Below are 24,723 nucleotides of genomic sequence, written 5' to 3'. Positions count from 1 at the left end.
AAAGTTGACAATAAGGTTACTCCATATTTTCTGAAGCAATCATTACTGCTTTGCGAATTCGGGTGTAGGACGCACATCGACAAACATTGCCGTGCATGGCGTTTCTCACGTCATCTTCAGTTGGACTGGGATTCTGTTCCAAGAACGCGGAGGCCGTCATAATTTGGCCAGCTTGGCAGTATCCACATTGAGGAACATCAACTTCTTTCCAAGCCTGTTGAACCGGATGCGAACCATCCTCAGACAGACCTTCAATAGTGGTAATTTCTTTTCCTTCTATTTGAGATAAGGTCAAGGAACAGCTTCTCATGGCAGTACCGTCTACATGGATGGTGCAAGAACCACATTGCCCGATTCCACATCCATATTTGGTTCCTACGAGGTCAAGATGGTCGCGCAGAACCCACAATACCGGAGTGTCTTCAGAAACATCAACAGTTTGGGAAACCCCATTTACTTTAATCTGATACGTTGGCATAGTTTTTTGAATTGATTAGTCTTAAATGAAACGTGATTGAAGTTACCAAAAATTGATTGGACTGCTTCATTTTTAACAAGACCGCACTCTTTTTAACTTTTCTTTAAAGTTTATCTTCTTCCATTGGATAATTTTCAATAAAAATCAACGTTGAGCAAGAGAGATCAAAAAACAATGAAAATGAAAAACCTCTTTTGCTATTTCGTATCCCTTTCTATTATTCTAGTATTTTTTTCCTGCGGAAACGCTGACGATGATGTAAATTTTGACATTAACCAACGTGAATTGGGTCAAGGTGAGGAACCTGATGATTGTTTGGGTTTCGGAGAAAACGAACTGCTGCTTTCCATACAGAATCAAAGCACTGCGCTACCTGGAAAGGTGTCCATACTTTTCAGAGTATCCGATACCAATGGAAACCCAATCTCCGGATTGACCGCCGACCAATTTACCATATATGAACAAGGCCGAAATGATGACTGTTTCAATACCATTTCGTCGTCGGAGTCCTTGGCGAGAATTTCTCCGAACTCCCAAGTATTCAATAATAACACTCTACTAGTACTTGACCTAAGCAACAGTGTTTTGGAAAGTAGCTTGGAGGAATTGAAAACCGCTGCTTCGAGTTTTGTGACCAATGTCATCCCCGAACCGGAAACCGAGTCTTTTCGAATGGCCATTTATTGGTTCGATGGTGAAGATGAATTGCATCTGTTGAATCCTCTTACCTCTTCGGCCACCGAGTTGATTGCTGCCATTGATGGTATTACCCAGGATATCAGTAATGACCCATCCACAGATTTGTACGGAGCAGTCATTAAGTCTACCGATATCGCTGAAGATTTGATCGAGGAAAACAGCCAGAATTCCATCGTAAAGGCCGCCTCTGTGGTTTTGTTTACTGATGGTACAGACCAGGCATCAAGATTTACCGAGGAAGCTGCTTTGAGAGCGGTGAATCAAGCAGACAGGAATATTTCCTTTTTCAGTATCGGGCTTGGGGCTGAAATTGATACCGAAGTTTTGTCGGAAATAGGGAAAACAGCAAGCGTTTTTGCTTCCAATACAGAGGAGTTGGAAGCCACTTTCAATCAAATTTCACAAAGGGTGTCGGAACAAGCTAACAGTTTTTACTTGTTTGAATACTGCACCCCCAAACGGGATGGCAGTGGTGAAAGCAATCTGGTCATTCAGCTAACGGATGGCGGCCTGCAGGGTGCTGTACAGACCAAGTTCAAGGCTGATGGTTTCACAGGGGGCTGTGAGTAAGCACATTTTTACAGCAGAAAAAGGATAGTAAAGTTTAGACATGGGCTGCCTTATCTTTAGATAAATAAGTATCTTCAATCTCTTAAACTATCACGATCATGAATGCATCCAAAAGAGTTTTGAAATTCTCCGTTTATAGTATTCTTTTTATGTCTTTATTATCCGTCCATGCCCAAAAAGCCCATCCTTTGGAAGGGCGTTGGGACCTTGAAATGGAGTGGATGGGTAAAACAGTACCCTCTTGGTTGGAGGTCAGAAACTCTGGCCATGAAACCTTGATAGGCCGTTTTGTTTTTGCTTTTGGAAGTGCACGCCCCGTTTCGGAAATCAAGTCGACCGATACGGGCTTTTCTTTTGCCATTCCAAGACAATGGGAACCCAAGGGCGAAGACATGAAGTTTGAGGGAAGTCTTGAAAATGGTGTGCTCAAAGGAATCATGTATTATACGGATGGAACCAAGGTAAACTGGTCCGGAGTTCGTGCTCCCAAAATTTCGTACAACGAAAACCCAACATGGGGTGAGCCCATCCAACTTTTTAATGGAAAGGATTTAACCGGATGGCATACCGATGCCGAAAATCAGTGGCTGGTGAAAGACGGTATCCTTACCAGTCCAAAATCAGGAGCAAACCTTATTTCAGACCAAAAATTCATGGGTTTTAAGCTACATACTGAGTTCAGATACCCTGAAGGCAGCAATAGTGGGATATACTTGAGAGGGCGCTACGAGGTCCAAATCGCCGACCATAAAGGCCTTGAACCTTCTGATATAAACTTTAGCGGCGTTTATGGGTTTTTGGAACCCAACGAGAATGCTGCCAAAGCGCCTGGAGAATGGCAAACCTATGACATTACACTTATTGGACGAAGGGTAACAGTTGTGGCCAATGGGAAAACGGTCATCAATGACCAAAATATTCCAGGAATCACCGGTGGTGCTTTAGATAGCAAAGAAGGTGAGCCAGGTTCTTTTATGATTCAAGGGGACCACGGCCCTGTGGAGTTTAAAAGTTTTGTGGTTACCCCAATTCAATAAAGGGGGGAGTATATAGTCAGTTTTTTCAATTCTACGTTTATGCCGTACCCTGGGGTCCACCTCTATAAGTAGGGTTTTTGGCCCGAAAGTTGTTTTACTATAGAACAACGACCATTGCATCCTAAACTAAAACTCAAAAGTTTAACTCAAAAAAATTGCTATGGATGTAATTAAAGAAATCATCGAAAACAGCGCGGCAGGACCGCTATCCAAGGGTTACAAGACTTTGGTTCTTTCCTTGTTTGCCTCAATTGTTTGTACCCTTTTCACCATGTTGGTCGTATTACTCAGCTACGGTTCCAATTTGAATATTCAATTCGGATACTAACGATAGATTAAGGCATTACCAAATTTTTGACCTTCCAAGGGCTGGTTAAGGTCCAACAAGAAACCATTGATTACTGCATGGGTAATGTTTCCATCTTTTCTTAAGAAGAAGGTGGGATTGATATTAGGTTGGAGCTTCAAATCATCCAATTGAAAATCTTCCGAGACCATGTGCATTGGAAATTCCAAAAAAGGTACCGGTGGCAGAAATTGCGCTTTAAGATATGCATAGCCTGATTTCCATGGGTTTTCTCCCTCCGACCAAGTCTTCGCTGAATTGGTTTTCAAAGTTTCGGGGGCTATTTTAGGTGCGACAATGGTATACCCCGTTGCATCAAACGTCTCATAACCGTAATATGTGGAAAGGTCCCCTTGGTCAACGATTGCACTACGGTAATAGAATTCATTATGCCCCTCCAAATCCAGTTCTTGCCTATGGATTCCCAAATCCAAAATATATTCTTTTCCCAATAACTCATAGGTCACATTTTCAATTTTGAGGTCAAATAGCTTCCGATCATTTCTTGGAATCTTTTCGTATTCCTCTATAGGAATTTGTTTGTAGTTCCCTTTTGCAATGGAATATAAAGCTGAAAGAATGGAAACATAGTTCAATTTTCGAATTTCCTGTTTTTCTTCATCATTGGCATAACCTCCTGACTCTATAAGTATCAAACTAGTGCCCCATTTGGCAATATTGTCACCAAAGGCCCGGGGTTCGAAATCATCGCTATAGCGCCCTACCTGTCCGGGTGCATAGTTTTGAATAATATCATTCATAAAAACAATCACCTGCATTGCTTTTGATCGCACCTCGTTAATATCCTTTTCATAGTTGTAGGCCGTGGCCAAATAGGATATAGTCGCTGGTTTGTCAGTAAGTTTGGCGTTGTAATAGGTGCTCTGGTCGTGTAAATTGAACCCAAAATCTGCGTTGAGGCTGTCCCTAATTCGTTTTAAGGTTCTCCCTTCGGGAGATTGTAATCGGAGCGCATCTCTATTGATATCAATGCCCAAAGCGTTTCTTCTTTGGTATACCTCTGCCCCATCGGGATTCAGCATCGGCAAAAAGTGAAGTTTTAACTTCGACAAGATTTCCTGCTTTTCGGCTGCAAATTCTGGAGCATCCAAAAAGTTGAGTATGTCAAATATGGCCTGAGTGGCCGTAGGCTCATTCCCATGCATTTGAGACCACAGAAAAATATTTTCTTCTCCCGTTCCTATACTAATTAAATGCAGGTCACGCCCCTCAATCGACTCCCCTACTTTTTGCACATCGAACTTTGGATTAGCATCAAATTTTTGAATTAAGGGCTGAATTTGATGGTGTTTGATGCGCCTTTTGGTTAGGGATGTCTCTTTATAATTTTCATACGTATCATAAAGTTGTGTGGTGATATTTTCTTGTGCAGCCATAACAAATGCACAAGTGAAAAGAAAACAGAAAAGTCGATGTTTCATGAATCTATTTTGTGGGTAATGGTTCAAAATTAAATTTTTTTGTGGCCCTCCGTACCTTTTTCATAAAATCTTCCCCTGGGTCGGTTTTTTCCGTACGGTACCCATCATCAACCTCCAACCAAAGAGGGTGGTTTTCGAAAAAGGTATACTCATAATGCCCAATCAAGTGATCAATATCGTATTTGGTGGCCAAATAATTCACCAACCAGATATTGGCTTTCAATTGTTTTCTTGTTAATGGGGTTCCCTCTGTGCCTCCAACATTTTCAATACCAATGGCACTGTGATTCAGGCCTATGACATGCCTTGCCATGGTCGTTTCGGGCATCAATCTGTAAATAATACCATCTTGGTCCACTAAAAAATGGGCTGATACATTTAGCCCGCTCACACTTTCTATATCCGGTCTCCAATTGGGTAAGGTAGAATTCTCAAAAGCCTCGTATGACTTTTCAAAAGTCGGAATGGCAGTCCAATGCAGGACAATCATTTTGGGAACAATTTCTGGTGTTCCTTGATCCAGATTATACCGCTGGGATAAGTATTGTTTGGTAAGTTCTATACGTTGTTCGTCAAAAACAATAGGTTTTTCCACTATAGTTCGTTGTACACCGCAGTTGCAAAAGAACAAAAGGAGTACGCCCAAAAAAAACATGCGCATAAACTTATTTATTTTCAGAGTTAATGGTATCCAAAGGTATGGCATAACAAATATCAATTTTTTTCCTTCCCCATTCCCTTGCTTTTTTAATATCCAAGCCCATATATATGTCAATCCGGTTTCTCCATCTTCGGTTCATTTTATCCTTCACGTAAAAGGTGTCGGGCCACAAACCGATTTTTACCATGGTATTGTGGGTCAATCCCATTCTTATCAGGTCACGTGAAACTGCAATACTTTTCATTCCTGGTTTTAGGGTGTCGCCCCAAGCTGCAATATTTGAGTTTTCTTCAGTGGTCTGCCATGGAACAGAATTGTAGGCGGAGGCCGTTACCTCAATGGCACGCCATTCGAACATCGATTCATCCGATTCCTGTTGAGGCGGTTCTTGGCAAGCGACAAACAACAATGCGCACCAAAATAGATTTTTCAAAGGATCCTATTTAGCTAGACTAAAGATAGGGAAACTACTTTTTTTCGCCGGGCAAGGGAACGTAGCTGGTATCGTGAGGCATCATTGGAAAGCTTTTGTTTTTCCAACCCGCCTTGGCCTGTTCTATTTTCTCTTTACTGGATGCAACAAAATTCCAATAAATATGACGTTCTTCTGGGAAAGGTTCGCCACCAAACAACAACAAATGGGTGTCGGCTTGAAGCTTTACATTACAGGTATCTTCTACTTTCGAAACCAAAATGTTGCCCTTTTCTATGGTCTGTCCGCAGGCCTCGATACGGCCTTCAACAATACAAATTCCGATTTCTCCTTTCAATGCGTCTTGAACATTAAGTTGATATGATGTTTTCACTTTTATCTGAATCATGAACAAAGGAGAGTAAACAGGCACCGGAGACTTTTTTCCATACCCCTCACCAGCAACTAAGGTAAATTCGGCATTGCCATCTTTCCACTGTGGTAATTGGTCTTCAGGAATGTGATGAAAGGCAGGTTGCATATCTTCCAGATGCTTGGGCAACGCCACCCAGATTTGATATCCATGAGCGGTAAACACTTTTCCATTTCGTAAATCGACCGGAGTTCTTTCCGAATGGGAAACCCCGCTACCGGCGGTCATCCAATTCACAGAACCTGGGCTGATTCGTTGCTTTGTTCCCAAACTGTCTTCGTGCATAATTTCACCTTCCAACATAAAGGTCAAAGTGGAAAGTCCAATATGGGGATGTTGATCAACATCCATATAGTGTTTGGGACCTAACTGCGTTGGCCCCATATGGTCAATAAAGATAAAAGGACCTATCATGCGCTTCTTTCTAAATGGAATCAAACGTCCCACTAAAAAATCACCGATATCCCGACTGCGCTCTTCGATGATCAAACCAATGTTAGACATGTGGTAAATGTTTATATTTAGCGATTAAGTTACAACAAATCTTCATCCATGAAACTCTTTAAACGCATTCTATTACTACTGCTGATAGGTGTCGCAATTTTGCTCTATCTTAATTATTCCAAACTAAACATCATAAGCGGATATGCATCAAAATATATGGCATCAGGAGTCTTTCTGGCCGGGAGGTCAGAGGCTTCGCTCGTTCAGAATGACACGAACATGCCTTTGGTAAAATTGGCGGAATCGGAGGTAAATCAAGACGACAAATATGCCTCAGCTTCCGTTTATGGACTGATGAACCGAAAAGCCATTTATAGGGAAGGTTTGGGCGCTGTCTTGGTGAATGGTGGTGATGAAAAGGATTTATTCCGATTGACTCCGAATCGAATTCAGCCAAGAGATACCATCCCCTATCCTTATGGACAAGGAGAACCTAAGGACAGTTTGTTTCCCGAAATAGACTACGACAGATTGAACAAAGCCGTGGGCTTGGCTTTTGAAAATTTGGAAGTTCAGAAAACCCGTACAGTTTTGATTCTGTACAAAGGACATCTGATAGCCGAAAGATATCTGGATGGATTCACAAAGGACACCCCCATTTTAGGATGGTCGATGACCAAAAGTATTTTGGGAACTCTTTACGGTATTCTAGAACATCAGGGTAAGTTGGAAATGGAATGGCCAGCGCCCATACCTGAATGGAAACAAGATGAGCGCAAGGATATTACCCTAAATCATTTGTTGCGTATGCAAAGCGGATTGGAATGGGATGAGGATTATACGAAAATCTCAGATGTGACCCGAATGCTCTTTTTGGAGGACGATATGTCTTGGTCCCAAAAAGAAAAAGATTTGATTGCCCCGCCCACTGAAATATGGAATTATTCTTCTGGAACTACCAACCTGCTTTCAGGCATACTGAGACAGCAATTTCGAAGCCACCAAGACTATTTGGATTTCCCCTACAAAGAACTCATCGACAAAATTGGAATGTATTCCATGGTATTGGAAGCCGATGTAAAGGGAAACTATGTACTTTCCTCCTATGCATGGGCAAGTACCCGTGATTGGGCGCGGTTTGGGCAATTGTATCTGGATAAAGGATCTTGGGGCGGGAAACAGCTATTTGATTCTGCCTGGGTAGACTATATTACTGAACCGACACCAGATTCCGAAGAAAAATATGGTGCCCATTTTTGGTTGAATGCCGGTGGGAAGTACCCTGATGTCCCTGGCGATTTATTTTCTTGCAATGGTTTTCAGGGTCAACATGTATTTATGATCCCGTCCAAAAGTATGGTCATAGTGCGCACTGGGCTCGCCGAAGAGCCTGATTTTGACGCTAATCGGTTTCTTTCTGAGGTCACAAAATCAGTACGTTAAGGGGCTAAAACACATGAAATGGGCAACTAACCACAAGGAAACGCCACTTCACAACAAAATTTTCGCTTACGGGAACTCTCGACGTAGATTTACAGTGTAAGATAAAGACAAGTAAATTTTTTCATTTTCATATAGTGTTCTCGTAAAAGAGTCTTGACCCAAGTGGCAAGGCTCTTTTTGATTTGGGCCTATTCCATTCTAGATGACACGAATTGCGCTAATTTTAATAAAGCTGATCTTTGTAATTTCCCCGTTGAGAGCCTAAACGTTTTTTAAGGAATCCACTTGTCTTTGCCGAAATCGGGCTTACGTTTTTCCAAGAATGCATTTCTTCCTTCCTTCGCCTCCTCGGTCATATAGGCTAAGCGCGTAGCTTCACCGGCAAACACTTGTTGGCCCACCATACCGTCATCGGTAAGGTTCATAGCGAATTTCAGCATCTTAATGGAGGTTGGAGACTTTTCCAAAATCTCCTGTGCCCATTGGTAAGCAGTATCTTCAAGCTCATCGTGGGGAATCACTGCATTTACCATACCCATTTCAAAGGCTTCTTGGGCAGAGTAGTTTCTACCTAAGAAGAAAATCTCACGAGCCTTTTTCTGACCGACCATTTTTGCAAGATATGCTGAGCCATATCCGCCATCAAAACTAGTCACATCGGCATCTGTCTGTTTGAAAATCGCATGTTCCTTGCTGGCCAAGGTCATATCACACACAACGTGCAGGCTGTGCCCACCGCCAACGGCCCAACCCGGAACCACCGCGATGACCACTTTGGGCATAAAACGGATTAGTCGTTGTACTTCAAGGATATTTAGACGATGGTAACCGTCCTCGCCAACATAGCCTTGATGTCCCCTAGCCTTTTGATCTCCACCACTGCAAAAGGCCCATTTACCATCTTTGGAAGAGGGTCCTTCCCCAGAAAGCAATACCACACCGATAGAGGTGTCTTCTTGGGCATCATAAAAGGCTTTGTACAATTCACTGGTAGTTTTCGGTCGGAAAGCATTGCGAATATCTGGTCGGTTAAAGGCAATTCGGGCAACCCCGTCACACTTTTTGTAGGTAATATCTTCGAACTCGATGGCTGTTTGCCAATTGGGTGATTTCATACGTACTTTTTGATATCTGCAAAGTAACGGATTTTACATTTTGGTATTCACTTTCAAAGGTCGACTTTGTCCATTTTGAAGTATTCCGGTAAGATTTGGGGCAAAACTGTACCAAAAGTCTGTCAATATTTTATTAATTACTTAGAATTTCCACGAAATTTGTAGCGCTAACCTTTTGTTCATCGGGAATTCAACCTACTATGAAACGCATTGAACTATTTGAATTTGAAGATTTTAACTGGTTGCCCAAAGTAGTTAGGAATGGGGCTACAGGCCTTATTAAAGTACTGCATAGTATGATGGGAACCTCTGAGGTTATTGCGCAATTGATACTAAAAACGAAACAGAAGTCCGATTTTGACCAAATCATTGATTTAGGTTCTGGTTCTGGAGGTCCGATGTTGGATGTAATCACATTGCTAAACGAAAAACGGGAAGAGCCCTTAAGGTTAATACTGACCGATCTTCATCCAAATGCAGAGATTATTTCCCATTTAAAGGAGAAGAATTTATCACACCTATCCTATCATGAGGCCCCTGTGGATGCTTCTAATTTAAGTGTGGCGCCTGCTGGACTTAAAACCATGATTGCCAGTTTTCATCATATGAGCCCAAAAACTGCCCAAAACATATTACAGTCAGCTGAAAAGAGTAATGAGTCTATTTTGATTTATGAACTTGCAAAAAACAACGTTCCGCTTTTGGTTTGGGTATTGCTTTTGCCAATTTCCTTGCTGGTGTTAATGCTTATGACCTGGGGTATGACCCCTTTTGTTAAAAATCTATCGTTTAAACAGGTGATATTTACCTATCTGATACCTTTAATCCCATTGGTGTACGCCTGGGATGGGCAAGCATCTTTGATGAGAACTTATACCTTTAAGGATATTGAACAATTGCTAGGATCGGATAAAAGTAAAAACTATAAATGGTCCATTGGTGATGCTAAAAAAGCCAATGGGAAAAACCTTGGATATTATATAATGGGACATCCCGTCCATGAACAGGGGTGAACCTTACCCTATATCCTAAGAGCACAGGAAAATGAAATCAATCAATAATTTTCATTTTTCCACCAAACTATTATGAACTAATAAAAAAGTTGATTCTCATGGCCTATAGATTTGGGATATTAATGCTTGCTTTATATAGCGTTCTCATTATTTTTTTTGAATTGCAATTTGGGCAGACCTATGTCAGGGAATATCTTTCTGATATTGAGGGAGATGTTATTTTCTTTGCCGTTAACACCACGATCACCACGGTGTTCTTGGTTTTAATCGCCTATAATTTCATACTGTGTTTAACATTGGATAGGAAAAAAGAAAAAAACACCAAAAAAATTCTCCCATTCTTAGTTTTTCAATCCTTATTGTTTCTCTTTTTGGCAATGGACGAGAGGTTTATGATTCATGAAAGAATGGGGTACTACTTGGGTTTCAATGATGCATACTTACTGGGAGCGATAGGTGTTTTTGAACTTGTGGTACTGTTTTCCTTTAAGCAGCTACTTTGGACTAAAACCCTAAAAACATACAGCCTTTATTTAGGAGGGCTTTTTTTTGGCATTATGATTTTAATAGATGCATTTGGTGGAACCAATACCATACTACGACTTTCGTTTGAAGATCTATCGAAAACTTGGGCGATTTTTTTTCTGTTCGTTTACTCCTTTGAATTTTATAAGCTTTGGCAAAAAGAGAAGAATATTGAAAGAATCTAAGCAAGATTATTAGATTGTAGTAAGAGTTTCATCCTAATAGGCATCTGGCACCAAAGACTTCGATGTTTTACTAACCATCCGTTTTAGTTTTATTTTTTTCCTCTATCCATTTCCCCATAAATCTGGTACTTGCAATGGTTTGTTGCTGAAGAAGTTGCCCAATGAAGTTTTGGGAACGATGAGTAACAAGGTTAAGTGCTATATGCTCTAGCTTTGATTTTAACCTCTTTTCTAGCGAATGTTTACAATAATTTTGATTAATCAGCTCCATACCTCTCATCTGAGCTCTTTCCCAAATTTTTCGATTAGTATAGAGTTCAATGGCAGATTCGGCAAATTCCAGCGGGTCATCTTGTATTTTTCCTGGCCAATCGGACTCATCATTCATGCCTTCAGCCCCTATATTCGTTGTTACACTTGGAGTTCCATTTTGCATGGACTGTATGAGTTTTCCCTTGATTCCAGCTCCAAATCGTATGGGTGCCAAACACACACGCGAGCTTTGAATCTCAGCATCTAAATTTTCCGCCCAACCCAATACGTGAAACCCTTCTTTAGGTTTATGCAATTGCTCAATGTGCTGGGGCAGATAGGCTCCGAATACTTTTAAGGTGACTTCTGGTAACTCGTTTCGAATCAATGGCCATATTTTTTGATTTAGATACCAAATAGAATCCACGTTGGGCGTATGCTTCCCATTTCCATACGTGATGAATCCAGTTCGGTCCTGAAAGGAGGGCCACGATATTGTGCTTTCATCCATAATTTCATCCAACATAAAGGGCAGATGCATCACAATCTCCTTTGGCAGCTTAAGTCTTTCCAGCAGCAATTCCATTTCAAAAGTAGATACCATCAATGAAAGGTCACTTCGATAAATACTAGCAATTTCCCGCTTGGTCATGTCATTGGACTTCCATTGGCCAAGGGTGAACTTCTCCCCTTTTTTATGACATTCCTCACGAGTTTTTCTTAAGGAGTGTAAATCTTCAGTATTTAGAATCCGAACGGCATCTGGAAGGTTATCTGCTACTCGCCACCCAAACTGCTCTTCAACCATAAACCGGTCAAACACAACAATATTGGGATCTAATTCCCGTATGAAATCGTCAAAACTGCTATGATTCAGTTGAATTGGAACCGTCCTCACTCCTATTTTCTCCAGATCCAACGAGAAGTGCGTCCTAGCTGCTGTAGATGCAAAAGTGGTGACCCAACCAAAGTTTAAAAAAGAGTTTAGCAATTGCTGCATACGATGCCCAGCTGCAGTTGTGGAAGGTTCGGGCCAAACAGAGCCTATAATAAGAACTTTTTTCATCGAATCTACATCATGGCCGCAAACTTGCGTGAGATGCTGGAGCGTAGTTTCCGTTCATAGTCTTCCTCCAACCACTCTTTGTAGTTTTTGGTGTTGTTCATGATGCAATACGAATATTGGCGCACTCGGTAGGCAATCTCTTCTTTGAGCTCTTTGGCCAAAATACGCGCATCAAAAACGTCTACACTATTTTCCACACAAATTTGAGCATGCTGCTCAATACTGCGTTCCAAAACCAGTTTGGATTTCAGGCCTTGCGCAAACACCTTTTTGTACTCCGCTTTTACATCAAAATGGATGTTCTTAGACTTGCTAAACTTGGCCTTTAGCTCGTCAGGCATTTCGTAAACAAATTCCCGCTCGATATCTTCATCATTCTTGATGTTCTCTAAATAGAAATCAGGAAAGTGAAAGATTTCTTGCCAATCCACAGGCGAATCCCAAGGGCCAAAACGAGCAACATTGTTACCCATGTCGATAACATTAAACTCATCCTTGTTGGGCAGTACACGGGATCCCCTTCCTATCATCTGAAAATAAAGAGTCAAGGAACGTGTAGCACGATTTAGTATGATGGATTCCACCGTGGGTTCATCAAAACCTGTGGTAAGAATACTAACTGAGGTCAAAATCGCATCATCAGTATTAGCAAACCAATCCAATATTTCCTTTCGCTCTGAGGCCGTGTTCTTGTTATCCAAGTGCCGAATGTTGTACCCTGCCTTTTTAAACGTTTCATGAACATAGAGCGAAGTACTAATTCCATTATTAAAAATCAAGGTTTTTGTCCCCTTGGCCAATTCTTCATAAGCAGAAACCAACTTGCCCAACATACTCTGATTCCCATAAAACTCATCTGATGATTTTACCGTATAATCCCCGTTGATACCAATTTTAAGGGTACGTAGGCTAACATCATAGTTGTATAAGTTGGCTTTGGCCAAAAAGCGGTTTTCAATCAAAGATTTAATCGATTTGCCAATGATCAAATGCTTGTAATGGTCCTTCATCGGAAGCTTGATGTTCGAGCTCAAAGGTGTTGCCGTAACCCCCAGTATGTTCGCTTCTTCAAAATACTTGAACAATTTTCGGAAAGAGTTGTAATGGGCCTCATCAATAATAACAAGTCCGATATTATTGATTTGAACCTTTTCTTCCTGTAGACGATTGTTCAATGTCTCCACCATGGCCACGAAGCACATATAATCGTTCTGATCATAGAGCTCTTTGACGTCGCTATTGATGATCTTATTGGCCACACCGAAACCGTGCAACATGTTTGAGGTTTGTCCGCTGAGTTCAATTCGATGCGTTAACACCACAACCTTTTTGCCTGTCTCTTGAATGTATTTTCTAGCTATTTCAGAGAAAACCACTGTTTTTCCACCACCAGTGGGAAGCTGATAGAGAATGTTGGTTCCGGGTGGTAGCTCATGGATTTTCTCAAAGATTTTTGTCAAATCTTCTTCTTGGTAGTCGTAGAGCGTCTTCTTCTTAATTGCTTTTTGGATTTCCAAAGAAAGTGGCGTTAGGTTTTCGTAAACATCAAACCTTACAAAATTAGTCGTTTTTTAAACCCGATTACGGGTTTAACATGGGTTTAATATTAAGATACTATCAACAATGCATATTGAAAGGTTAATGCCGCAAGGAAATTCTTCATAACATTTTGATAACTATATTCAGATTTTATTGGAAAATCATTGTGGTTGAAGTAATATCATTCCCCAATAACCCTAAACCACAATCTCAGATGAGGCAGCTGAAAATCGTAAAGCAAGTTACGAACCGAGAATCCAAATCCCTTGACAAGTACCTACAAGATATCAGCAAAATTGATTTGATCACTGCCCAAGAAGAAGTGGAACTCGCACAGCGGATAAAGCAAGGTGATCAAGTGGCATTGGAGAAATTGACAAAAGCCAACCTTAGGTTTGTGGTCTCTGTGGCCAAGCAATATCAAAATCAAGGGCTTACCCTCCCCGATCTTATTAATGAGGGTAATTTGGGCTTGGTAAAGGCCGCTCAACGATTTGATGAAACAAGAGGTTTCAAGTTCATTTCATATGCAGTCTGGTGGATTCGACAATCTATTCTTCAAGCACTGGCCGAACAAGCGCGAGTGGTGCGTTTACCGCTTAACAAGATTGGAACCATAAATCGAATAAAAAAGACGTTTTCCTATTTGGAACAAGCTCACGAACGTCCTCCTTCGGCTGAAGAAATTGCGAAGGAATTGGATATGACCATAACTGAGGTAAAACAATCCTTGAAAAACATCGGACCCCATGTTTCCATGGATGCTCCTTTGAAGGAAGGGGAAACATCCAGCCTGTATGACGTGCTTAACATCAACGAATCTGCCAAGCCCGACAAAGGGTTAATGAACCAATCCTTGAACACCGAAATCAACAGAGCTTTGGACACCTTGACACCCCGTGAAGCGGATATCGTTCGTCTTTACTACGGTATTGGGGATGAACCGTCAATGACCTTGGAGGAGATTGGAAGCGCTTTTGATTTAACTCGGGAACGGGTGCGTCAAATTAGGGAAAAGGCAATCAGAAAATTGAGACATACTTCGAAGAGCAAAAATCTTAAATCATATTTGGGATAGATTGGAAAAAAGAAAAGGGCATCGATTTGATGCCCTTGGTTTTATTTAGCTATTGGGGTAATTCAGCTGGGTGATGTTTATTTCGTTCAGCATTTTGTTTAGGTTCTGAATAAAATTCACGTATGCTGTGTTTTCCGAGTTTTGATTTTTCATTGGACAAAGTTTGGGAGTTATTCTTTTCTATAGGTAATCGAGCTCTACAAGTTCGTTGATGCTCAAAATTTCATTTAGTTCTTGAAGAAATGCCAAGTATTCTTCTCCGTAGGTATCGTATAACATAATATTAGGACGGTTTATTGTTTGGGTTATTGATATTAACGTAAACCTAGTAGAAAGATTATGTACCCACAATTAATTGTGGTGAATTTCTGCTATTTCGTTGTGAAACCATCATTGTTTTTTGTCATCTTTTCAATCATCGGACAAAATTTCCAAAGAAAGATCAAAATCAATGTCTGGATCATTGTCCACTTTGGCAGGTCGTATTTCAAACTCCTCATACAAAAAGCACAGGTTCATGGGCAATTTGTCCTCGTCACTGACATTGTCTGGATTCATCCTCGCTAAAAGCTCAAGTTTTACTTCATAGGCCCGGTTACTTACTTTGAGTTCCGATGTACTTTCCAACTCTTCCAATAAGGGAATATCCTGCTCTTCACCAAGCTCTAAAACCTGATCTAGCAGAATCAACTTTGAATCTACATCAGAGGCATGGTTGAACAGTTGAAAAAAAATACTGTTATGATAGGCTGGTAAAGATTCTTCTATCACCATAATGGCAACTATTTGGATTTCTTACGGAGCATTTCCAGTTCCAAGTCCAAAAGTTCTTCCACTTTCGGATATTCAACCAAAAATTGTCCGTATAAAAACTTGAGATGTTTGATGTCGTGGTCGTTTTTGCATTCCAGAGACATTTGCTCGGTAATTTCAAGAAGGCTCAAGGTTTTGAGCATCCGAAGGGAAGAACCTAATTTTTGACAGGAAAAATCAATCCCTTGATAGTTTTGACTCTGGAGATTGATTCTAATTTTCCCAATAAATTCCAAAACATTTTGCTTGTACAAACGAACAAATTCTTCCAGGAGGTCCATTTGTTGCATACATTCTTCCCACAATGTACATAGGTCTACTTTGCTCCTGCGCTGAACCTGCAAACGTCTTTCAATTTGGTTGGTATTTTCAGATAAGTCCGGAGTGCTCAATTGTGTAAATGCGAAGTAGATTTGCTCTGTGAGTCTACTTAAAAGTTCTTGCTGCTTTTTATCAATCGAAATGGATTCCAGCTGCTGTAACAGTACGAAAATTGGCTTTAAACTTTTATGTGTGGCTGTTTTGGAAGATGATTCTTTCGGAAGACTGCTTATGCCCACTTCTTCAAAAATAGCATCCAGCTCATTCAATGGAGGAACCCCAAAAACTTTGTTTTCCAAGTCGTTTTTAAAATCCGTAAATGATTTTTTGAGCTCTCCCGCTTGAGAAGTCGTCAATTCTTCATAAGAAAAGCTGCTTAAACCAATTTCCAGCTTTTCTAAATACCGTAGCAATTCGCTTGTCCCCAAAATAGATTTCCTTAGTGTGATTGACCCTAATATGTCCAATTATAGGGGCCGAGCCAATTTATTGTTTGGAACCTCTCGGATTTTGTTGTCAAAATGCTTTATTTGTAGGTATAATTTTGTGATATGAAAAAAATACTCTTGGTACTTACTGGCCTTCTGTTGTTTTCTTGTGGAGAAAAAAAATCAGATAGCACCAACGACAGCTCCGAAGACCTTACGGCAAAGGCGAAAGGCATTCATGAACGTGTAATCACCATTGATACACATGATGATATCAATGTGAAGAATTTTACCGATAGTATTAACTACACACAGAATTTGGATACACAGCTGAACCTCCCCAAAATGAAAGAAGGGGGCTTGGATGTTGCCTGGCTTATTGTTTATACCGGTCAAGATTCATTAACTACAGAGGGATACGCAAAAGCATCAGAAAATGCCATTTCAAAGTTTGAGGCCATACACAGATTGTGTGAAGAATATGCCCCAGATCAAATCGAACTTGCGCTTACCGCAGATGATGTAAAACGTATTCAAGCAGCGGGCAAAAAGGTGGCGATGATCGGTGTGGAAAATGCCTATCCCATTGGAGAGGACCTTACTAAATTTGAGGAATACCAAAAACGAGGAGCTCGCTACATTTCCCTTTCCCATAATGGCCATAGCCAGTTCTGTGATTCCAATACAGGGGAAAAAGATAGTATTTGGCTCCATAACGGTTTGAGCGAGTTGGGGAAGAAAGCGGTCGGCGAAATGAACCGTTTGGGGATGATGATTGATATTTCCCACCCGTCCAAAGAATCCATGAAGCAAATGGTTGCCCTGTCCAAAGCACCAATTATCGCCTCTCATTCTTCTGCTCGGGCCCTTTGTGACCATAGTAGGAATTTGGATGATGAGCAATTGATGTTATTGAAAGAAAATGGCGGTGTTGTACAGACCGTGGCCTTTAGTGCTTATCTCAACACGGAAAAGCATGAAGCCAGAGCTGCCTATATGAAAAGTATTTATCAAAACGTGGCGGACTCGTTGGGAGTGGCATGGTATGAGCGTTCCCAATTTAGGTCATTGACCGACCAACAGCGAAATGAGTTTATGAAAAACTATGCCATTGTAAGAAAGTTGGCCGATGAAAAAGCAAGTAAGGATTCCAACGCCCCATCAGCAGTAAATGTATCCGATTTTGTGGACCATATTGACTATATGGTTGAGCTGATAGGTATTGAACATGTGGGCATTAGCTCTGATTTTGATGGAGGTGGTGGAATTGAAGGATGGAAAGACGCCTCAGAAACCTTCAATGTTACCTTGGAACTTGTAAACAGAGGGTATACCGAAGAACAAATTGAAATGCTTTGGGGGGGCAATCTATTGCGTGTCCTAGACGAAGTACAGGCCATTGCAGCTACCCTTAACTAGAGCGTTCTTCCTCCTTTTTGGCCAAACGGTCCTTTACATATTCCACCTTGGTCTTCCCATGTGGAGTAGGATTCCCCTTTTCATCCAAATTGACCATGATAATGTTATCAACGGTTACAATACTTTCATGGGTCATCTTATTACGAACCTCGCAATTCAAAGTAATTGAGGTATTTCCGAATTTGACCACCTCTATTCCAATCTCTACAATATCGCCTTTAGAGGCGTTGCTCATAAAGTTAATTTCGGATATGTATTTGGTAACTACCTTTTTACTTTCCAACTGTACAATGCTGTATAGTGCCGCTTCCTCATCTATCCAAGCCAGTACCTTACCTCCGAACAAGGTGCCATTGGCATTTAAATCCTCGGGCTTTACCCATTTTCTGGTGTGAAATCTCATAAGACAAAATTTAGGGGGGATAATTATGCTAAAAATAAGGTATAAACCATTTCAGGAATAATACTTAGGTGTTTTAACAATAAGATTTCATTTTTTATAAAAAATGTTAATCATTAAATAAACTTTTCTTAATTCTTTGGCATAAAAAAATTAATCCCAATAAATTCAACCGTCAATCAATACCAACGGCCAAAAATGAACTCGATTACGGAATATTATTCGGATCCAAGTTTTACTGTTTTCAAAGTGCCCGAATGGAGGGCAAAATTCTACAAATTTTTATCGGTTGAAGTCTGGGGGAATCTCCCCAGCAATTTACAAAGAAGCCTTTCTTCTTGGTATAGTTCTGTTTATGATAAACCATATTCCAAGAAAATCATTGAGCCTTACATCCGGATGAACTATTCGGATAAGGACTATCTACAAAAGTTTAAACCACCGAATGGAAAGAACGATTTTGAGTGTTTTCAAGACTTTTTTATTCGTGAATTCAAGGAATTACCCGCTAATGATAGTGATTATGTTTGGCCCTGTGAGGGACTTCTGTGTGATGAAGAAAAAGTTGAGAACCTCGAGTTTGTCCAGATAAAATCGGATGTTCGTTCCGTTGCGACAGTTTTTGGATTGTCCGAAAGGGATATTCCAAAAAATTACACCTTCACGAATGTATTTTTGCATAATAAAAACTACCATAGAATTCATTCCCCTATCGATGGTACCATAACACGAATTCAACACGTGCCTGGTGATTTGGTGATATTGCGTCCTTGGATTTACAAACAGAATCCTTCCCTTCCAGCTTTTAGAAACGAACGTTATAATATCGATATCACAGATGCGAACAACAAAGTTTGGCACCTTTCCATTATTGGTGGCCCTGCTGTAGGGACCATTCAGCTTTCTGCCGGAATTGAAATAGGCGGCGAAGTGTCCAAACTTCAAGAGCTTTCCCTCTTCTATCTGGGGTCAACCTGTTGTATGGCTGCTCCCATATCACCTAGATTTCACACTAAAAACACCTTTGTAGAGGTCGGGATTCCCTACTAGAACAAAGTTTGGGTTTTACCTCCAATCACCGTCTGTGGAACGTGAAGTTTGGTATCTAGTTGCTTATTGAGCTTTTCTATAAAATAGGCCGACAACAAGGGAGACTCAAGTTCCAAGTTTTGATGTACAAAAAAATGGATGTTGTGCAAGCCGAGTTCTTTCCATTTTTCCAAGCGGGCAATCCAATCGTCCAAACGGGGATAATCAGATTCATGGTTGGCTCCCACGTAACGTATAAACGCCTCATCATTGGTGAGCCGCATATGCATTAAATCTCTTCTGCCAGCCGTATCGACCAAAACATTGGCAATATTATTTTCCTGCAACAAATGATACAATTCATTGGCAACCTTTTCATCGTTGAACCAGTCGGTGTGCCTAAACTCCATGGCCAATGGAAACTCCTTGGGCCAATATTCCACAAAGCGCACTACCCTATCCCAGTTCTTCGGATTGAAGTTGTTGTGCATTTGTAAAAAAATGGTTCCCAATTTTTCCTTTAGCAGTGAGGTGACCTCCAAATAGCGGTCGGCTATTTCATATACTTTATCGTTCAATCGACGTAAATGACTCACTTCATTGGTCATCTTTGGAAAAAACTTAAACCCTTCAGGGGTTTTGTCATACCATTTTTGGTATTGTTCCGCAGGAAAAATGCGGTAGAAAGTGGCATTTAGTTCAATACTGTTGAATTGCGAAGCATAATACACCAGTTCGTCTTTGGTTCCCCGAGGGTAGAAATTCTTTAGGTCTTGTCTGTTCCATTTCGCACAGCCCACAAAAAATTCAGGGTGTTTGCCATTCTTGTATGGGGACAAAAGAATCTCAGTATCTGGGTGATCTTTGGGAATCGTGAAATCCACTAATTCCGGGTGTTCTACTTTTCCAAACTTCATTGAGGCAGTATTGATTTATCGAAGCAATTTACGCATTCCCCAACTCTGTTCATAACATCGTTAAAAACTATCTCGGGTTCAAAATTTGCACAATTGTTGATTCTGTAATTTTATTAAAACTAATCGATATGGATTCTCGATCCAATGGCCTCACGGACATCCGTCCTGAAATCCCACAAGCTAGATTACATGAAAATATGAGTTCCGATGAGCGGTTTCAAAACAAAACGCTCAGGCCCATAATCAAGTTTCAGAACGCTCTGTTACTGGAGGTTTTTAAAAATTACATTCGAAAGCATAAAGGAACTTTTTACGAATTGACCGCTGACAAAAAGCTGGAATACATTGAACGATCCATTCAGAAAGACATTAAGTTCAGAAATTCCCTAAAGGGAATGGTCATAGGTCATTTCACAGTTGACGAATACAATTTATACCTGAACAATTCATCGGCCCTTAACAAACGCATGATGAATATGGTGATTGAAAGGCTCAAAGACCAGGTTTTGCTGCTCGAGGAAAAGGTTTTAGTCTAAAATCGACTCTCCGTTAAGGTTGGTGGTCAAAATATCGCTCATAATATTAAAAAATGGGCGGATGGCCTTAAAGGATTTGTCCACTTCATTGATAAAATCTTCTGATAAGACCTCTTTATCCGTAAAGTTTCGAACAAAAATGAACTGCTTTCTTTTTATTAAATCGATTTCTGGATGTTCCTTATCAAAACCCTTGGGTGCAGTTTTCACTCCATCTCCCTGAATCTCTCCCCAAACGGCTTTAAATGATTTTTCGCCAATGACCTTTCGGAAATCGGACGCATCCATTTCAAATTCTTTACGTATTCGGAATAAATCTTCTTTGTTGGGTTCCCAAAAACCTGTGGCCAAAAAAGTTTCGCCAGGCTTCAATCTCAAATAGTAGCCCCCACGAAGATGCGCACCCAACCTAGAAAAAGAACCCGCAAAATGGGCTTTATACGGTGTTTTATCCTTTGAAAAGCGAACATCCCTGTAAATTCGGAACATTTTCATTTTCTCAATATCGTCATGCTCATTGAGGTTTTCCTGAACCTGCGCATAAAAAGACTTGATTTCTGATTCCAGCTTCTTAAACTCAGGTTTATGGGCCTCAAACCAGTCTCTGTTGTTGTTTTTTGCAAGTCTATTTAAAAAATCAAATGCTTTTTTAGAGATTATTGTTGATTTCACTGGATGGAATTGATGTGTTATATTTTAGCTAAAGTTATACATTTAGCTATTGCTGTGGTAAGGTTTTATCTATTTTTAAACTTTAACTTTTAAGTATGGATAAGGAAAAAATTATTCAGGAGCTGCAAGGTCATAAGAAACAACCCTATTTGGACTATAGGTTAAAAAGAGAAACTGAAGAATTCACCGACTTGCTGTTTTATACGCTGTTTGATGTGAATACGCCAGTAGCCAGTAATTTGGATATACTTGAAAACAAATTTCGGAGGCTGGTGGATTTGGCCTGTTGGGAAATTCAGCAACCTTGTCATAAACTATGGGATAACTATGTTGCCAAACTCCCATCGGTCCTTGAAAATCTAAATTTGGATGCCGAGGCCATTCTTAATTGCGACCCTGCATCTTTATCCATTCAAGAGGTATATATGGCTTACCCTGGTTTTTATGCCATTGCCATTTATCGACTTGCCCATGAACTTTATAAAAAAGAATTTCCTTTGGTTCCCCGACTAATGACCGAGTATGCTCACCGACAAACAGGTGTTGATATCAACCCCGGGGCGCAGATTGGAAAGTCTTTTTTTATCGATCATGCGACAGGAGTGGTCATTGGAGAAACTGCCGTTATTCATGATAATGTAAAAGTATATCAGGGCGTTACCTTGGGCGCTTTATATGTTGAAAAAAGCTTGCAAAAAGTGAAAAGGCATCCTACCATACAATCGAATGTTACTATTTATGCCAATGCGACCATTCTTGGCGGGGAAACCGTTATTGGAGAAAACTCGGTCATTGGGGGAAATGCTTGGCTCACTGCTTCGGTGCCCGCAAATTCAAAAGTATTCCACACCCCTGAAATTCACATAAAAACTGCTGATGTCTAAAACGGTTCTTGATCTAATTGGGAACACTCCTTTGGTGGAATCGAAGGTGTTGAATACCAATCCCAACGTAAAGCTTTACTTTAAGCTGGAAGGGCATAATCCTGGAGGGAGTGTCAAAGACCGGCCTGCTTACAACATGATAAAAAGTGCTTTGGAGAGAGGCGACATCGATTCATCTTCCAAGCTCATTGAAGCTACAAGCGGAAATACAGGAATTGCACTGGCGATGATTGCTGGCATCTACAATCTGAAAATCGAATTGGTGATGCCGGAGAATTCCACTAAAGAACGGGTGCAGACCATGAGGGCCTATGGAGCCAAGGTCACCCTTACCTCTTCAGATGTTGGCATCGAAGGGGCGCGAGATTATGCAGAGGCCAAGGTACGGGACGAAGGCTATTTGATGATCAATCAGTTTGCCAACGACGATAATTGGAAGGCACATTACAAAACCACAGGTCCTGAAATATGGAAAGATACCAATGGGAAAATCACCCATTTTGTGTCAAGTATGGGAACCACAGGGACCATTATGGGCACTTCAACCTATTTAAAGGAAAAAAATAAAGCTATACAAATTGTTGGGGTACAACCGACAGATGATTCTCGAATTCCTGGCATTCGAAAATGGCCAGAAGCCTACCTTCCCAAAATATTTAATCCGAAGAAAGTGGACCGCATCATGGAGGTCAGTGAAGCTGAAGCTGTGGAAATGGCTAAAAAATTGGCCAAAGAAGAAGGCATTTTTTCTGGAATGAGCAGTGGCGGTGCAGCTACCGTTGCTCTTCGCTTAGCAGCTACTTTGGAAAGCGGTACCATTGTCTCCATTGTATGTGACCGTGGTGATCGTTATCTTTCGTCTGACTTGTTTGATTAGGGATTATTTCAATTCCGAACGTAATGCCTCCCAATACGCTTCAAATTCATCAAGGTTGTTATGTCCACCTTCTTCAATGGTATATAGTTTTTTATCCGAAAGGGGTATAGCATCGTAAAGGCGCTTTCCTGATTCATAGGATACTACCCTATCAGCCGTACCGTGGAAAATGCGGATAGGTATTTTTACATTCTGAATGAATTCATTCGATTCCATTTTGTAGCGGAGCAGTTGATTTATAGGAAGTAATGGAAAACGTTCCTTGGCCACATCCTCAAGATTGTAAAACGGTGTTTCAAGAATTAGTTTGTGCGGTTGGTTTTTTGAGGTAAGGTTTGTGGCAATGCTCGCTCCCAAGGACCTGCCATAAACAATAATCTGCTCCTCGTCGTAGCTTTTCAGGGCATGTTCGAAAAACATTTCAGCATCTGAGTAAAGTGTCCTTTCACTCAATCTGCCTGTGCTTTTACCGTAGCTGCGATAATCCATCACTAAAACATCGTATCCAAAATCGACCAATTTGGAGGTGATGAGACCCCAACGCGATAAATCTCCTGCGTTGCCGTGAAAGTATAGAATAAGTCCTTTTGGTTTTTCAGCCTTGAAATGAAGTGCATTGAGTTGGGCACCATCTTCAGACCGCAGAAAAAACTCATCAAATTCCCTGTTGAACGAATATTCATAATCCTGTGGAAGCTGTGTGGGCAAAAAAATCAGTTTCTCTTGTAAGAGACTTATCATAACCAGTGGAATAAATACGATGGCAAATATAAAAAGACCAAAACGCTTAAACCTTCGCATTAGCGGCTTTTGAAGAATGTACTACGTCAATGCTAGAGCCCTCCAGATTAACTTTGTTAGGTCGGGAATTTACAATTTCCGACAACATTCTATGATAGGATTCAAAGGTATGTAGGTCTTTGTGACCACCCCCGATCACCGTATATAATTTTGTGTTTTCAGGTTTGATCTTCGACAATCGAACACTGGTCTTATAAGGAATCAGTCTGTCGTCCGTTCCATGAATAATATGTATGGGACAGTTAACATACTTTAACCATTTGTAAGTGGGCATCGGGAACTTAATAAGCAAGGACAGGGGCATAAAGGGAATAAATTTCTTGGCCACCTTGCTCAAACTATAATACGGAGCATCTAAAATCAGCATTCTAGGATTGTTCATGGAAGCCAATTTTGTGGCAAACCCAGATCCCAATGAGCGACCGTACAGGATAATGTATTTTTCAGAGACCTTTTCCTTGATTTTATTATAGATGACCTGCATATCGCGTTTTACGGCCTTTTGGGTCCTTCTGCCCGTGCTTTTCCCAAATCCTCTGTAATCCACCATGATCACGTCGTAGCCATGTCGGGTAAAATCGACGGCAAACTTGCCCCATCCCCGAATACTCTTTGAGTTTCCCTTTAAGTAGAAAACAACGCCCTTTGGGTTTTTGGCTTTAAAGCGTAACCCGTTGATTACAGCACCATCCCGCGTTTCAACATTGTATTCCTCTATTTCTTGGTTTTTATAGTGGAATGCGAAATCACTTGGGAGTTTTTCCGGCTTGAAAAGAAAGTAATCCTGGAAAACGTATAACAAAACGCTGAAAACCACATAAACCGCCAAGATTATCAGCAGAACGAAAATCCAATTTTGCATCATTTCAACATTTATCCCAAAATACA

The 24,723-nt window shown here is 40.7% G+C and carries 27 protein-coding genes; 12 read left to right on the top strand and 15 right to left on the bottom strand.

Translation table 11 applies throughout. The annotated features are described in order from the left end of the window. Positions 1 to 16 precede the first annotated feature (16 nt). On the bottom strand, positions 17 to 478 hold the full coding sequence (locus tag EW142_RS03005) for a (2Fe-2S)-binding protein (RefSeq protein WP_130609460.1): 462 nt from the start codon (positions 476 to 478) through the stop codon (positions 17 to 19). A gap of 174 nt (positions 479 to 652) precedes the next feature. Here EW142_RS03005 and EW142_RS03000 point away from each other — a divergent pair, with 174 nt between their 5' ends. The 3 genes from EW142_RS03000 to EW142_RS16660 all read left to right on the top strand — a co-directional run bounded on the left by EW142_RS03000 (position 653) and on the right by EW142_RS16660 (position 3,112). After that, the gene (locus EW142_RS03000; protein WP_130609457.1) at positions 653 to 1,747 is read left to right on the top strand and encodes a vWA domain-containing protein; all 1,095 of its coding nucleotides are present in this window, start codon (positions 653 to 655) and stop codon (positions 1,745 to 1,747) included. A 98-nt stretch (positions 1,748 to 1,845) separates the two neighbouring features. Further along, positions 1,846 to 2,784 (top strand): 3-keto-disaccharide hydrolase, encoded by a 939-nt coding sequence (locus tag EW142_RS02995; RefSeq protein ID WP_130609454.1) that lies wholly within the window; start codon positions 1,846 to 1,848, stop codon positions 2,782 to 2,784. 160 nt (positions 2,785 to 2,944) lie between these two features. Further along, positions 2,945 to 3,112, top strand: a complete 168-nt coding sequence (locus tag EW142_RS16660) for a hypothetical protein (protein WP_165395210.1) — start codon at positions 2,945 to 2,947, stop codon at positions 3,110 to 3,112. Here EW142_RS16660 and EW142_RS02990 read toward each other — a convergent pair. Genes EW142_RS02990 through EW142_RS02975 form a run of 4 tightly spaced genes read right to left on the bottom strand, consistent with a single transcriptional unit; the run spans position 3,109 to position 6,582 of the window. Further along, complete coding sequence (locus EW142_RS02990; protein WP_130609451.1) at positions 3,109 to 4,572, bottom strand: M14 family zinc carboxypeptidase; 1,464 nt, start codon at positions 4,570 to 4,572, stop codon at positions 3,109 to 3,111. The genes EW142_RS16660 and EW142_RS02990 overlap by 4 nt on opposite strands. 4 nt (positions 4,573 to 4,576) lie before the next feature. Then, a complete protein-coding gene (locus EW142_RS02985; protein WP_417935766.1) occupies positions 4,577 to 5,227 on the bottom strand; it encodes a peptidoglycan recognition protein family protein in 651 nt (216 codons plus the stop codon). Between the two features lie 10 nt (positions 5,228 to 5,237). Continuing rightward, positions 5,238 to 5,666: a 3D domain-containing protein gene (locus tag EW142_RS02980; RefSeq protein WP_205783213.1), complete on the bottom strand. Its 429-nt coding sequence runs from the start codon at positions 5,664 to 5,666 to the stop codon at positions 5,238 to 5,240. Between the two features lie 34 nt (positions 5,667 to 5,700). After that, on the bottom strand, positions 5,701 to 6,582 hold the full coding sequence (locus EW142_RS02975; protein ID WP_130609446.1) for a pirin family protein: 882 nt from the start codon (positions 6,580 to 6,582) through the stop codon (positions 5,701 to 5,703). 48 nt (positions 6,583 to 6,630) lie between these two features. Between EW142_RS02975 and EW142_RS02970 the strand changes: the two genes are divergently transcribed. Beyond that, positions 6,631 to 7,965, top strand: coding sequence for a serine hydrolase domain-containing protein (locus EW142_RS02970; RefSeq protein ID WP_130609443.1), 1,335 nt, complete (start codon positions 6,631 to 6,633; stop codon positions 7,963 to 7,965). 272 nt (positions 7,966 to 8,237) lie between these two features. Here EW142_RS02970 and EW142_RS02965 read toward each other — a convergent pair whose 3' ends face one another. Next, positions 8,238 to 9,080 (bottom strand): 1,4-dihydroxy-2-naphthoyl-CoA synthase, encoded by an 843-nt coding sequence (locus EW142_RS02965; RefSeq protein WP_130609440.1) that lies wholly within the window; start codon positions 9,078 to 9,080, stop codon positions 8,238 to 8,240. A 200-nt stretch (positions 9,081 to 9,280) separates the two neighbouring features. On the opposite strand from EW142_RS02965, the gene EW142_RS02960 reads away from it, so the two are divergent. Beyond that, positions 9,281 to 10,093, top strand: a complete 813-nt coding sequence (locus EW142_RS02960; protein WP_130609438.1) for a hypothetical protein — start codon at positions 9,281 to 9,283, stop codon at positions 10,091 to 10,093. A gap of 98 nt (positions 10,094 to 10,191) precedes the next feature. Continuing rightward, positions 10,192 to 10,803 carry a hypothetical protein gene (locus EW142_RS02955; RefSeq protein WP_130609435.1) on the top strand — a complete coding sequence of 204 codons (612 nt, stop codon included), beginning with the start codon at positions 10,192 to 10,194 and terminating at the stop codon, positions 10,801 to 10,803. Between the two features lie 70 nt (positions 10,804 to 10,873). Here EW142_RS02955 and EW142_RS02950 read toward each other — a convergent pair whose 3' ends face one another. Both EW142_RS02950 and EW142_RS02945 read right to left on the bottom strand, forming a co-directional pair. Then, positions 10,874 to 12,121, bottom strand: a complete 1,248-nt coding sequence (locus EW142_RS02950; RefSeq protein ID WP_130609432.1) for a glycosyltransferase — start codon at positions 12,119 to 12,121, stop codon at positions 10,874 to 10,876. A 5-nt stretch (positions 12,122 to 12,126) separates the two neighbouring features. Next, positions 12,127 to 13,638, bottom strand: a complete 1,512-nt coding sequence (locus EW142_RS02945; RefSeq protein WP_130609429.1) for a DEAD/DEAH box helicase — start codon at positions 13,636 to 13,638, stop codon at positions 12,127 to 12,129. A gap of 236 nt (positions 13,639 to 13,874) precedes the next feature. On the opposite strand from EW142_RS02945, the gene EW142_RS02940 reads away from it, so the two are divergent. Next, positions 13,875 to 14,738: a sigma-70 family RNA polymerase sigma factor gene (locus tag EW142_RS02940; protein WP_130609426.1), complete on the top strand. Its 864-nt coding sequence runs from the start codon at positions 13,875 to 13,877 to the stop codon at positions 14,736 to 14,738. Positions 14,739 to 15,149: 411 nt separating this feature from the next. Here EW142_RS02940 and EW142_RS02935 read toward each other — a convergent pair whose 3' ends face one another. Together EW142_RS02935 and EW142_RS02930 are read right to left on the bottom strand one after the other, a co-directional pair. Beyond that, positions 15,150 to 15,512, bottom strand: a complete 363-nt coding sequence (locus tag EW142_RS02935; RefSeq protein WP_130609423.1) for a hypothetical protein — start codon at positions 15,510 to 15,512, stop codon at positions 15,150 to 15,152. Positions 15,513 to 15,520: 8 nt separating this feature from the next. Then, positions 15,521 to 16,285 carry a hypothetical protein gene (locus EW142_RS02930; RefSeq protein ID WP_165395209.1) on the bottom strand — a complete coding sequence of 255 codons (765 nt, stop codon included), beginning with the start codon at positions 16,283 to 16,285 and terminating at the stop codon, positions 15,521 to 15,523. 138 nt (positions 16,286 to 16,423) lie between these two features. On the opposite strand from EW142_RS02930, the gene EW142_RS02925 reads away from it, so the two are divergent. Then, positions 16,424 to 17,719 (top strand): dipeptidase, encoded by a 1,296-nt coding sequence (locus EW142_RS02925; protein ID WP_130609417.1) that lies wholly within the window; start codon positions 16,424 to 16,426, stop codon positions 17,717 to 17,719. Here the strand turns inward: EW142_RS02925 and EW142_RS02920 are convergent. Beyond that, positions 17,712 to 18,122 carry an acyl-CoA thioesterase gene (locus EW142_RS02920; protein ID WP_130609414.1) on the bottom strand — a complete coding sequence of 137 codons (411 nt, stop codon included), beginning with the start codon at positions 18,120 to 18,122 and terminating at the stop codon, positions 17,712 to 17,714. The genes EW142_RS02925 and EW142_RS02920 overlap by 8 nt on opposite strands. A gap of 195 nt (positions 18,123 to 18,317) precedes the next feature. Between EW142_RS02920 and EW142_RS02915 the strand changes: the two genes are divergently transcribed. Then, on the top strand, positions 18,318 to 19,169 hold the full coding sequence (locus EW142_RS02915; protein WP_130609412.1) for a phosphatidylserine decarboxylase: 852 nt from the start codon (positions 18,318 to 18,320) through the stop codon (positions 19,167 to 19,169). Here EW142_RS02915 and EW142_RS02910 read toward each other — a convergent pair. After that, positions 19,166 to 20,065 (bottom strand): DUF72 domain-containing protein, encoded by a 900-nt coding sequence (locus EW142_RS02910; RefSeq protein WP_130609409.1) that lies wholly within the window; start codon positions 20,063 to 20,065, stop codon positions 19,166 to 19,168. The genes EW142_RS02915 and EW142_RS02910 overlap by 4 nt on opposite strands. 128 nt (positions 20,066 to 20,193) lie before the next feature. On the opposite strand from EW142_RS02910, the gene EW142_RS02905 reads away from it, so the two are divergent. Next, the gene (locus tag EW142_RS02905; RefSeq protein ID WP_130609405.1) at positions 20,194 to 20,601 is read left to right on the top strand and encodes a glyoxalase; all 408 of its coding nucleotides are present in this window, start codon (positions 20,194 to 20,196) and stop codon (positions 20,599 to 20,601) included. Here EW142_RS02905 and EW142_RS02900 read toward each other — a convergent pair. Further along, positions 20,593 to 21,273: a DUF2461 domain-containing protein gene (locus tag EW142_RS02900; protein ID WP_130609402.1), complete on the bottom strand. Its 681-nt coding sequence runs from the start codon at positions 21,271 to 21,273 to the stop codon at positions 20,593 to 20,595. The two genes, EW142_RS02905 and EW142_RS02900, sit on opposite strands and share 9 nt — an antisense overlap. Before the next feature lie 95 nt (positions 21,274 to 21,368). On the opposite strand from EW142_RS02900, the gene epsC reads away from it, so the two are divergent. Together epsC and cysM are read left to right on the top strand one after the other, a co-directional pair. Then, positions 21,369 to 22,157: a serine O-acetyltransferase EpsC gene (gene epsC / locus EW142_RS02895; protein WP_130609399.1), complete on the top strand. Its 789-nt coding sequence runs from the start codon at positions 21,369 to 21,371 to the stop codon at positions 22,155 to 22,157. Beyond that, a complete protein-coding gene (cysM, locus tag EW142_RS02890) occupies positions 22,150 to 23,034 on the top strand; it encodes a cysteine synthase CysM (RefSeq protein ID WP_130609397.1) in 885 nt (294 codons plus the stop codon). The genes epsC and cysM overlap by 8 nt, the downstream gene beginning before the upstream one ends. A gap of 3 nt (positions 23,035 to 23,037) precedes the next feature. On the opposite strand, the gene EW142_RS02885 is transcribed toward cysM, so the two are convergent. Then, positions 23,038 to 23,835: an alpha/beta hydrolase gene (locus tag EW142_RS02885; protein WP_130609394.1), complete on the bottom strand. Its 798-nt coding sequence runs from the start codon at positions 23,833 to 23,835 to the stop codon at positions 23,038 to 23,040. Next, positions 23,822 to 24,697, bottom strand: a complete 876-nt coding sequence (locus tag EW142_RS02880) for an alpha/beta hydrolase (protein WP_130612424.1) — start codon at positions 24,695 to 24,697, stop codon at positions 23,822 to 23,824. The genes EW142_RS02885 and EW142_RS02880 overlap by 14 nt, the downstream gene beginning before the upstream one ends. Between the last annotated feature and the right edge of the window lie 26 nt (positions 24,698 to 24,723).

The organism is Flagellimonas allohymeniacidonis, from assembly GCF_004296335.1.
Lineage (GTDB): Bacteria > Bacteroidota > Bacteroidia > Flavobacteriales > Flavobacteriaceae > Flagellimonas > Flagellimonas allohymeniacidonis.
Note: the sequence above shows the minus strand (reverse complement) of the source record. Positions and strands in the feature narration are given on the sequence as shown.

What these genes read in the sequence shown, in the direction of transcription:
- EW142_RS03005 (WP_130609460.1), bottom strand. Translation starts at nt 478, where the DNA reads ATGCCAACGTATCAGATTAAAGTAAATGGGGTTTCCCAAACTGTTGAT.
- EW142_RS03000 (WP_130609457.1), top strand. Translation starts at nt 653, where the DNA reads ATGAAAATGAAAAACCTCTTTTGCTATTTCGTATCCCTTTCTATTATT.
- EW142_RS02995 (WP_130609454.1), top strand. Translation starts at nt 1,846, where the DNA reads ATGAATGCATCCAAAAGAGTTTTGAAATTCTCCGTTTATAGTATTCTT.
- EW142_RS16660 (WP_165395210.1), top strand. Translation starts at nt 2,945, where the DNA reads ATGGATGTAATTAAAGAAATCATCGAAAACAGCGCGGCAGGACCGCTA.
- EW142_RS02990 (WP_130609451.1), bottom strand. Translation starts at nt 4,572, where the DNA reads ATGAAACATCGACTTTTCTGTTTTCTTTTCACTTGTGCATTTGTTATG.
- EW142_RS02985 (WP_417935766.1), bottom strand. Translation starts at nt 5,227, where the DNA reads ATGTTTTTTTTGGGCGTACTCCTTTTGTTCTTTTGCAACTGCGGTGTA.
- EW142_RS02975 (WP_130609446.1), bottom strand. Translation starts at nt 6,582, where the DNA reads ATGTCTAACATTGGTTTGATCATCGAAGAGCGCAGTCGGGATATCGGT.
- EW142_RS02970 (WP_130609443.1), top strand. Translation starts at nt 6,631, where the DNA reads ATGAAACTCTTTAAACGCATTCTATTACTACTGCTGATAGGTGTCGCA.
- EW142_RS02965 (WP_130609440.1), bottom strand. Translation starts at nt 9,080, where the DNA reads ATGAAATCACCCAATTGGCAAACAGCCATCGAGTTCGAAGATATTACC.
- EW142_RS02960 (WP_130609438.1), top strand. Translation starts at nt 9,281, where the DNA reads ATGAAACGCATTGAACTATTTGAATTTGAAGATTTTAACTGGTTGCCC.
- EW142_RS02955 (WP_130609435.1), top strand. Translation starts at nt 10,192, where the DNA reads ATGGCCTATAGATTTGGGATATTAATGCTTGCTTTATATAGCGTTCTC.
- EW142_RS02950 (WP_130609432.1), bottom strand. Translation starts at nt 12,121, where the DNA reads ATGAAAAAAGTTCTTATTATAGGCTCTGTTTGGCCCGAACCTTCCACA.
- EW142_RS02940 (WP_130609426.1), top strand. Translation starts at nt 13,875, where the DNA reads ATGAGGCAGCTGAAAATCGTAAAGCAAGTTACGAACCGAGAATCCAAA.
- EW142_RS02935 (WP_130609423.1), bottom strand. Translation starts at nt 15,512, where the DNA reads ATGGTGATAGAAGAATCTTTACCAGCCTATCATAACAGTATTTTTTTT.
- EW142_RS02925 (WP_130609417.1), top strand. Translation starts at nt 16,424, where the DNA reads ATGAAAAAAATACTCTTGGTACTTACTGGCCTTCTGTTGTTTTCTTGT.
- EW142_RS02920 (WP_130609414.1), bottom strand. Translation starts at nt 18,122, where the DNA reads ATGAGATTTCACACCAGAAAATGGGTAAAGCCCGAGGATTTAAATGCC.
- EW142_RS02915 (WP_130609412.1), top strand. Translation starts at nt 18,318, where the DNA reads ATGAACTCGATTACGGAATATTATTCGGATCCAAGTTTTACTGTTTTC.
- EW142_RS02910 (WP_130609409.1), bottom strand. Translation starts at nt 20,065, where the DNA reads ATGAAGTTTGGAAAAGTAGAACACCCGGAATTAGTGGATTTCACGATT.
- EW142_RS02905 (WP_130609405.1), top strand. Translation starts at nt 20,194, where the DNA reads ATGGATTCTCGATCCAATGGCCTCACGGACATCCGTCCTGAAATCCCA.
- epsC (WP_130609399.1), top strand. Translation starts at nt 21,369, where the DNA reads ATGGATAAGGAAAAAATTATTCAGGAGCTGCAAGGTCATAAGAAACAA.
- cysM (WP_130609397.1), top strand. Translation starts at nt 22,150, where the DNA reads ATGTCTAAAACGGTTCTTGATCTAATTGGGAACACTCCTTTGGTGGAA.
- EW142_RS02885 (WP_130609394.1), bottom strand. Translation starts at nt 23,835, where the DNA reads ATGCGAAGGTTTAAGCGTTTTGGTCTTTTTATATTTGCCATCGTATTT.
- EW142_RS02880 (WP_130612424.1), bottom strand. Translation starts at nt 24,697, where the DNA reads ATGCAAAATTGGATTTTCGTTCTGCTGATAATCTTGGCGGTTTATGTG.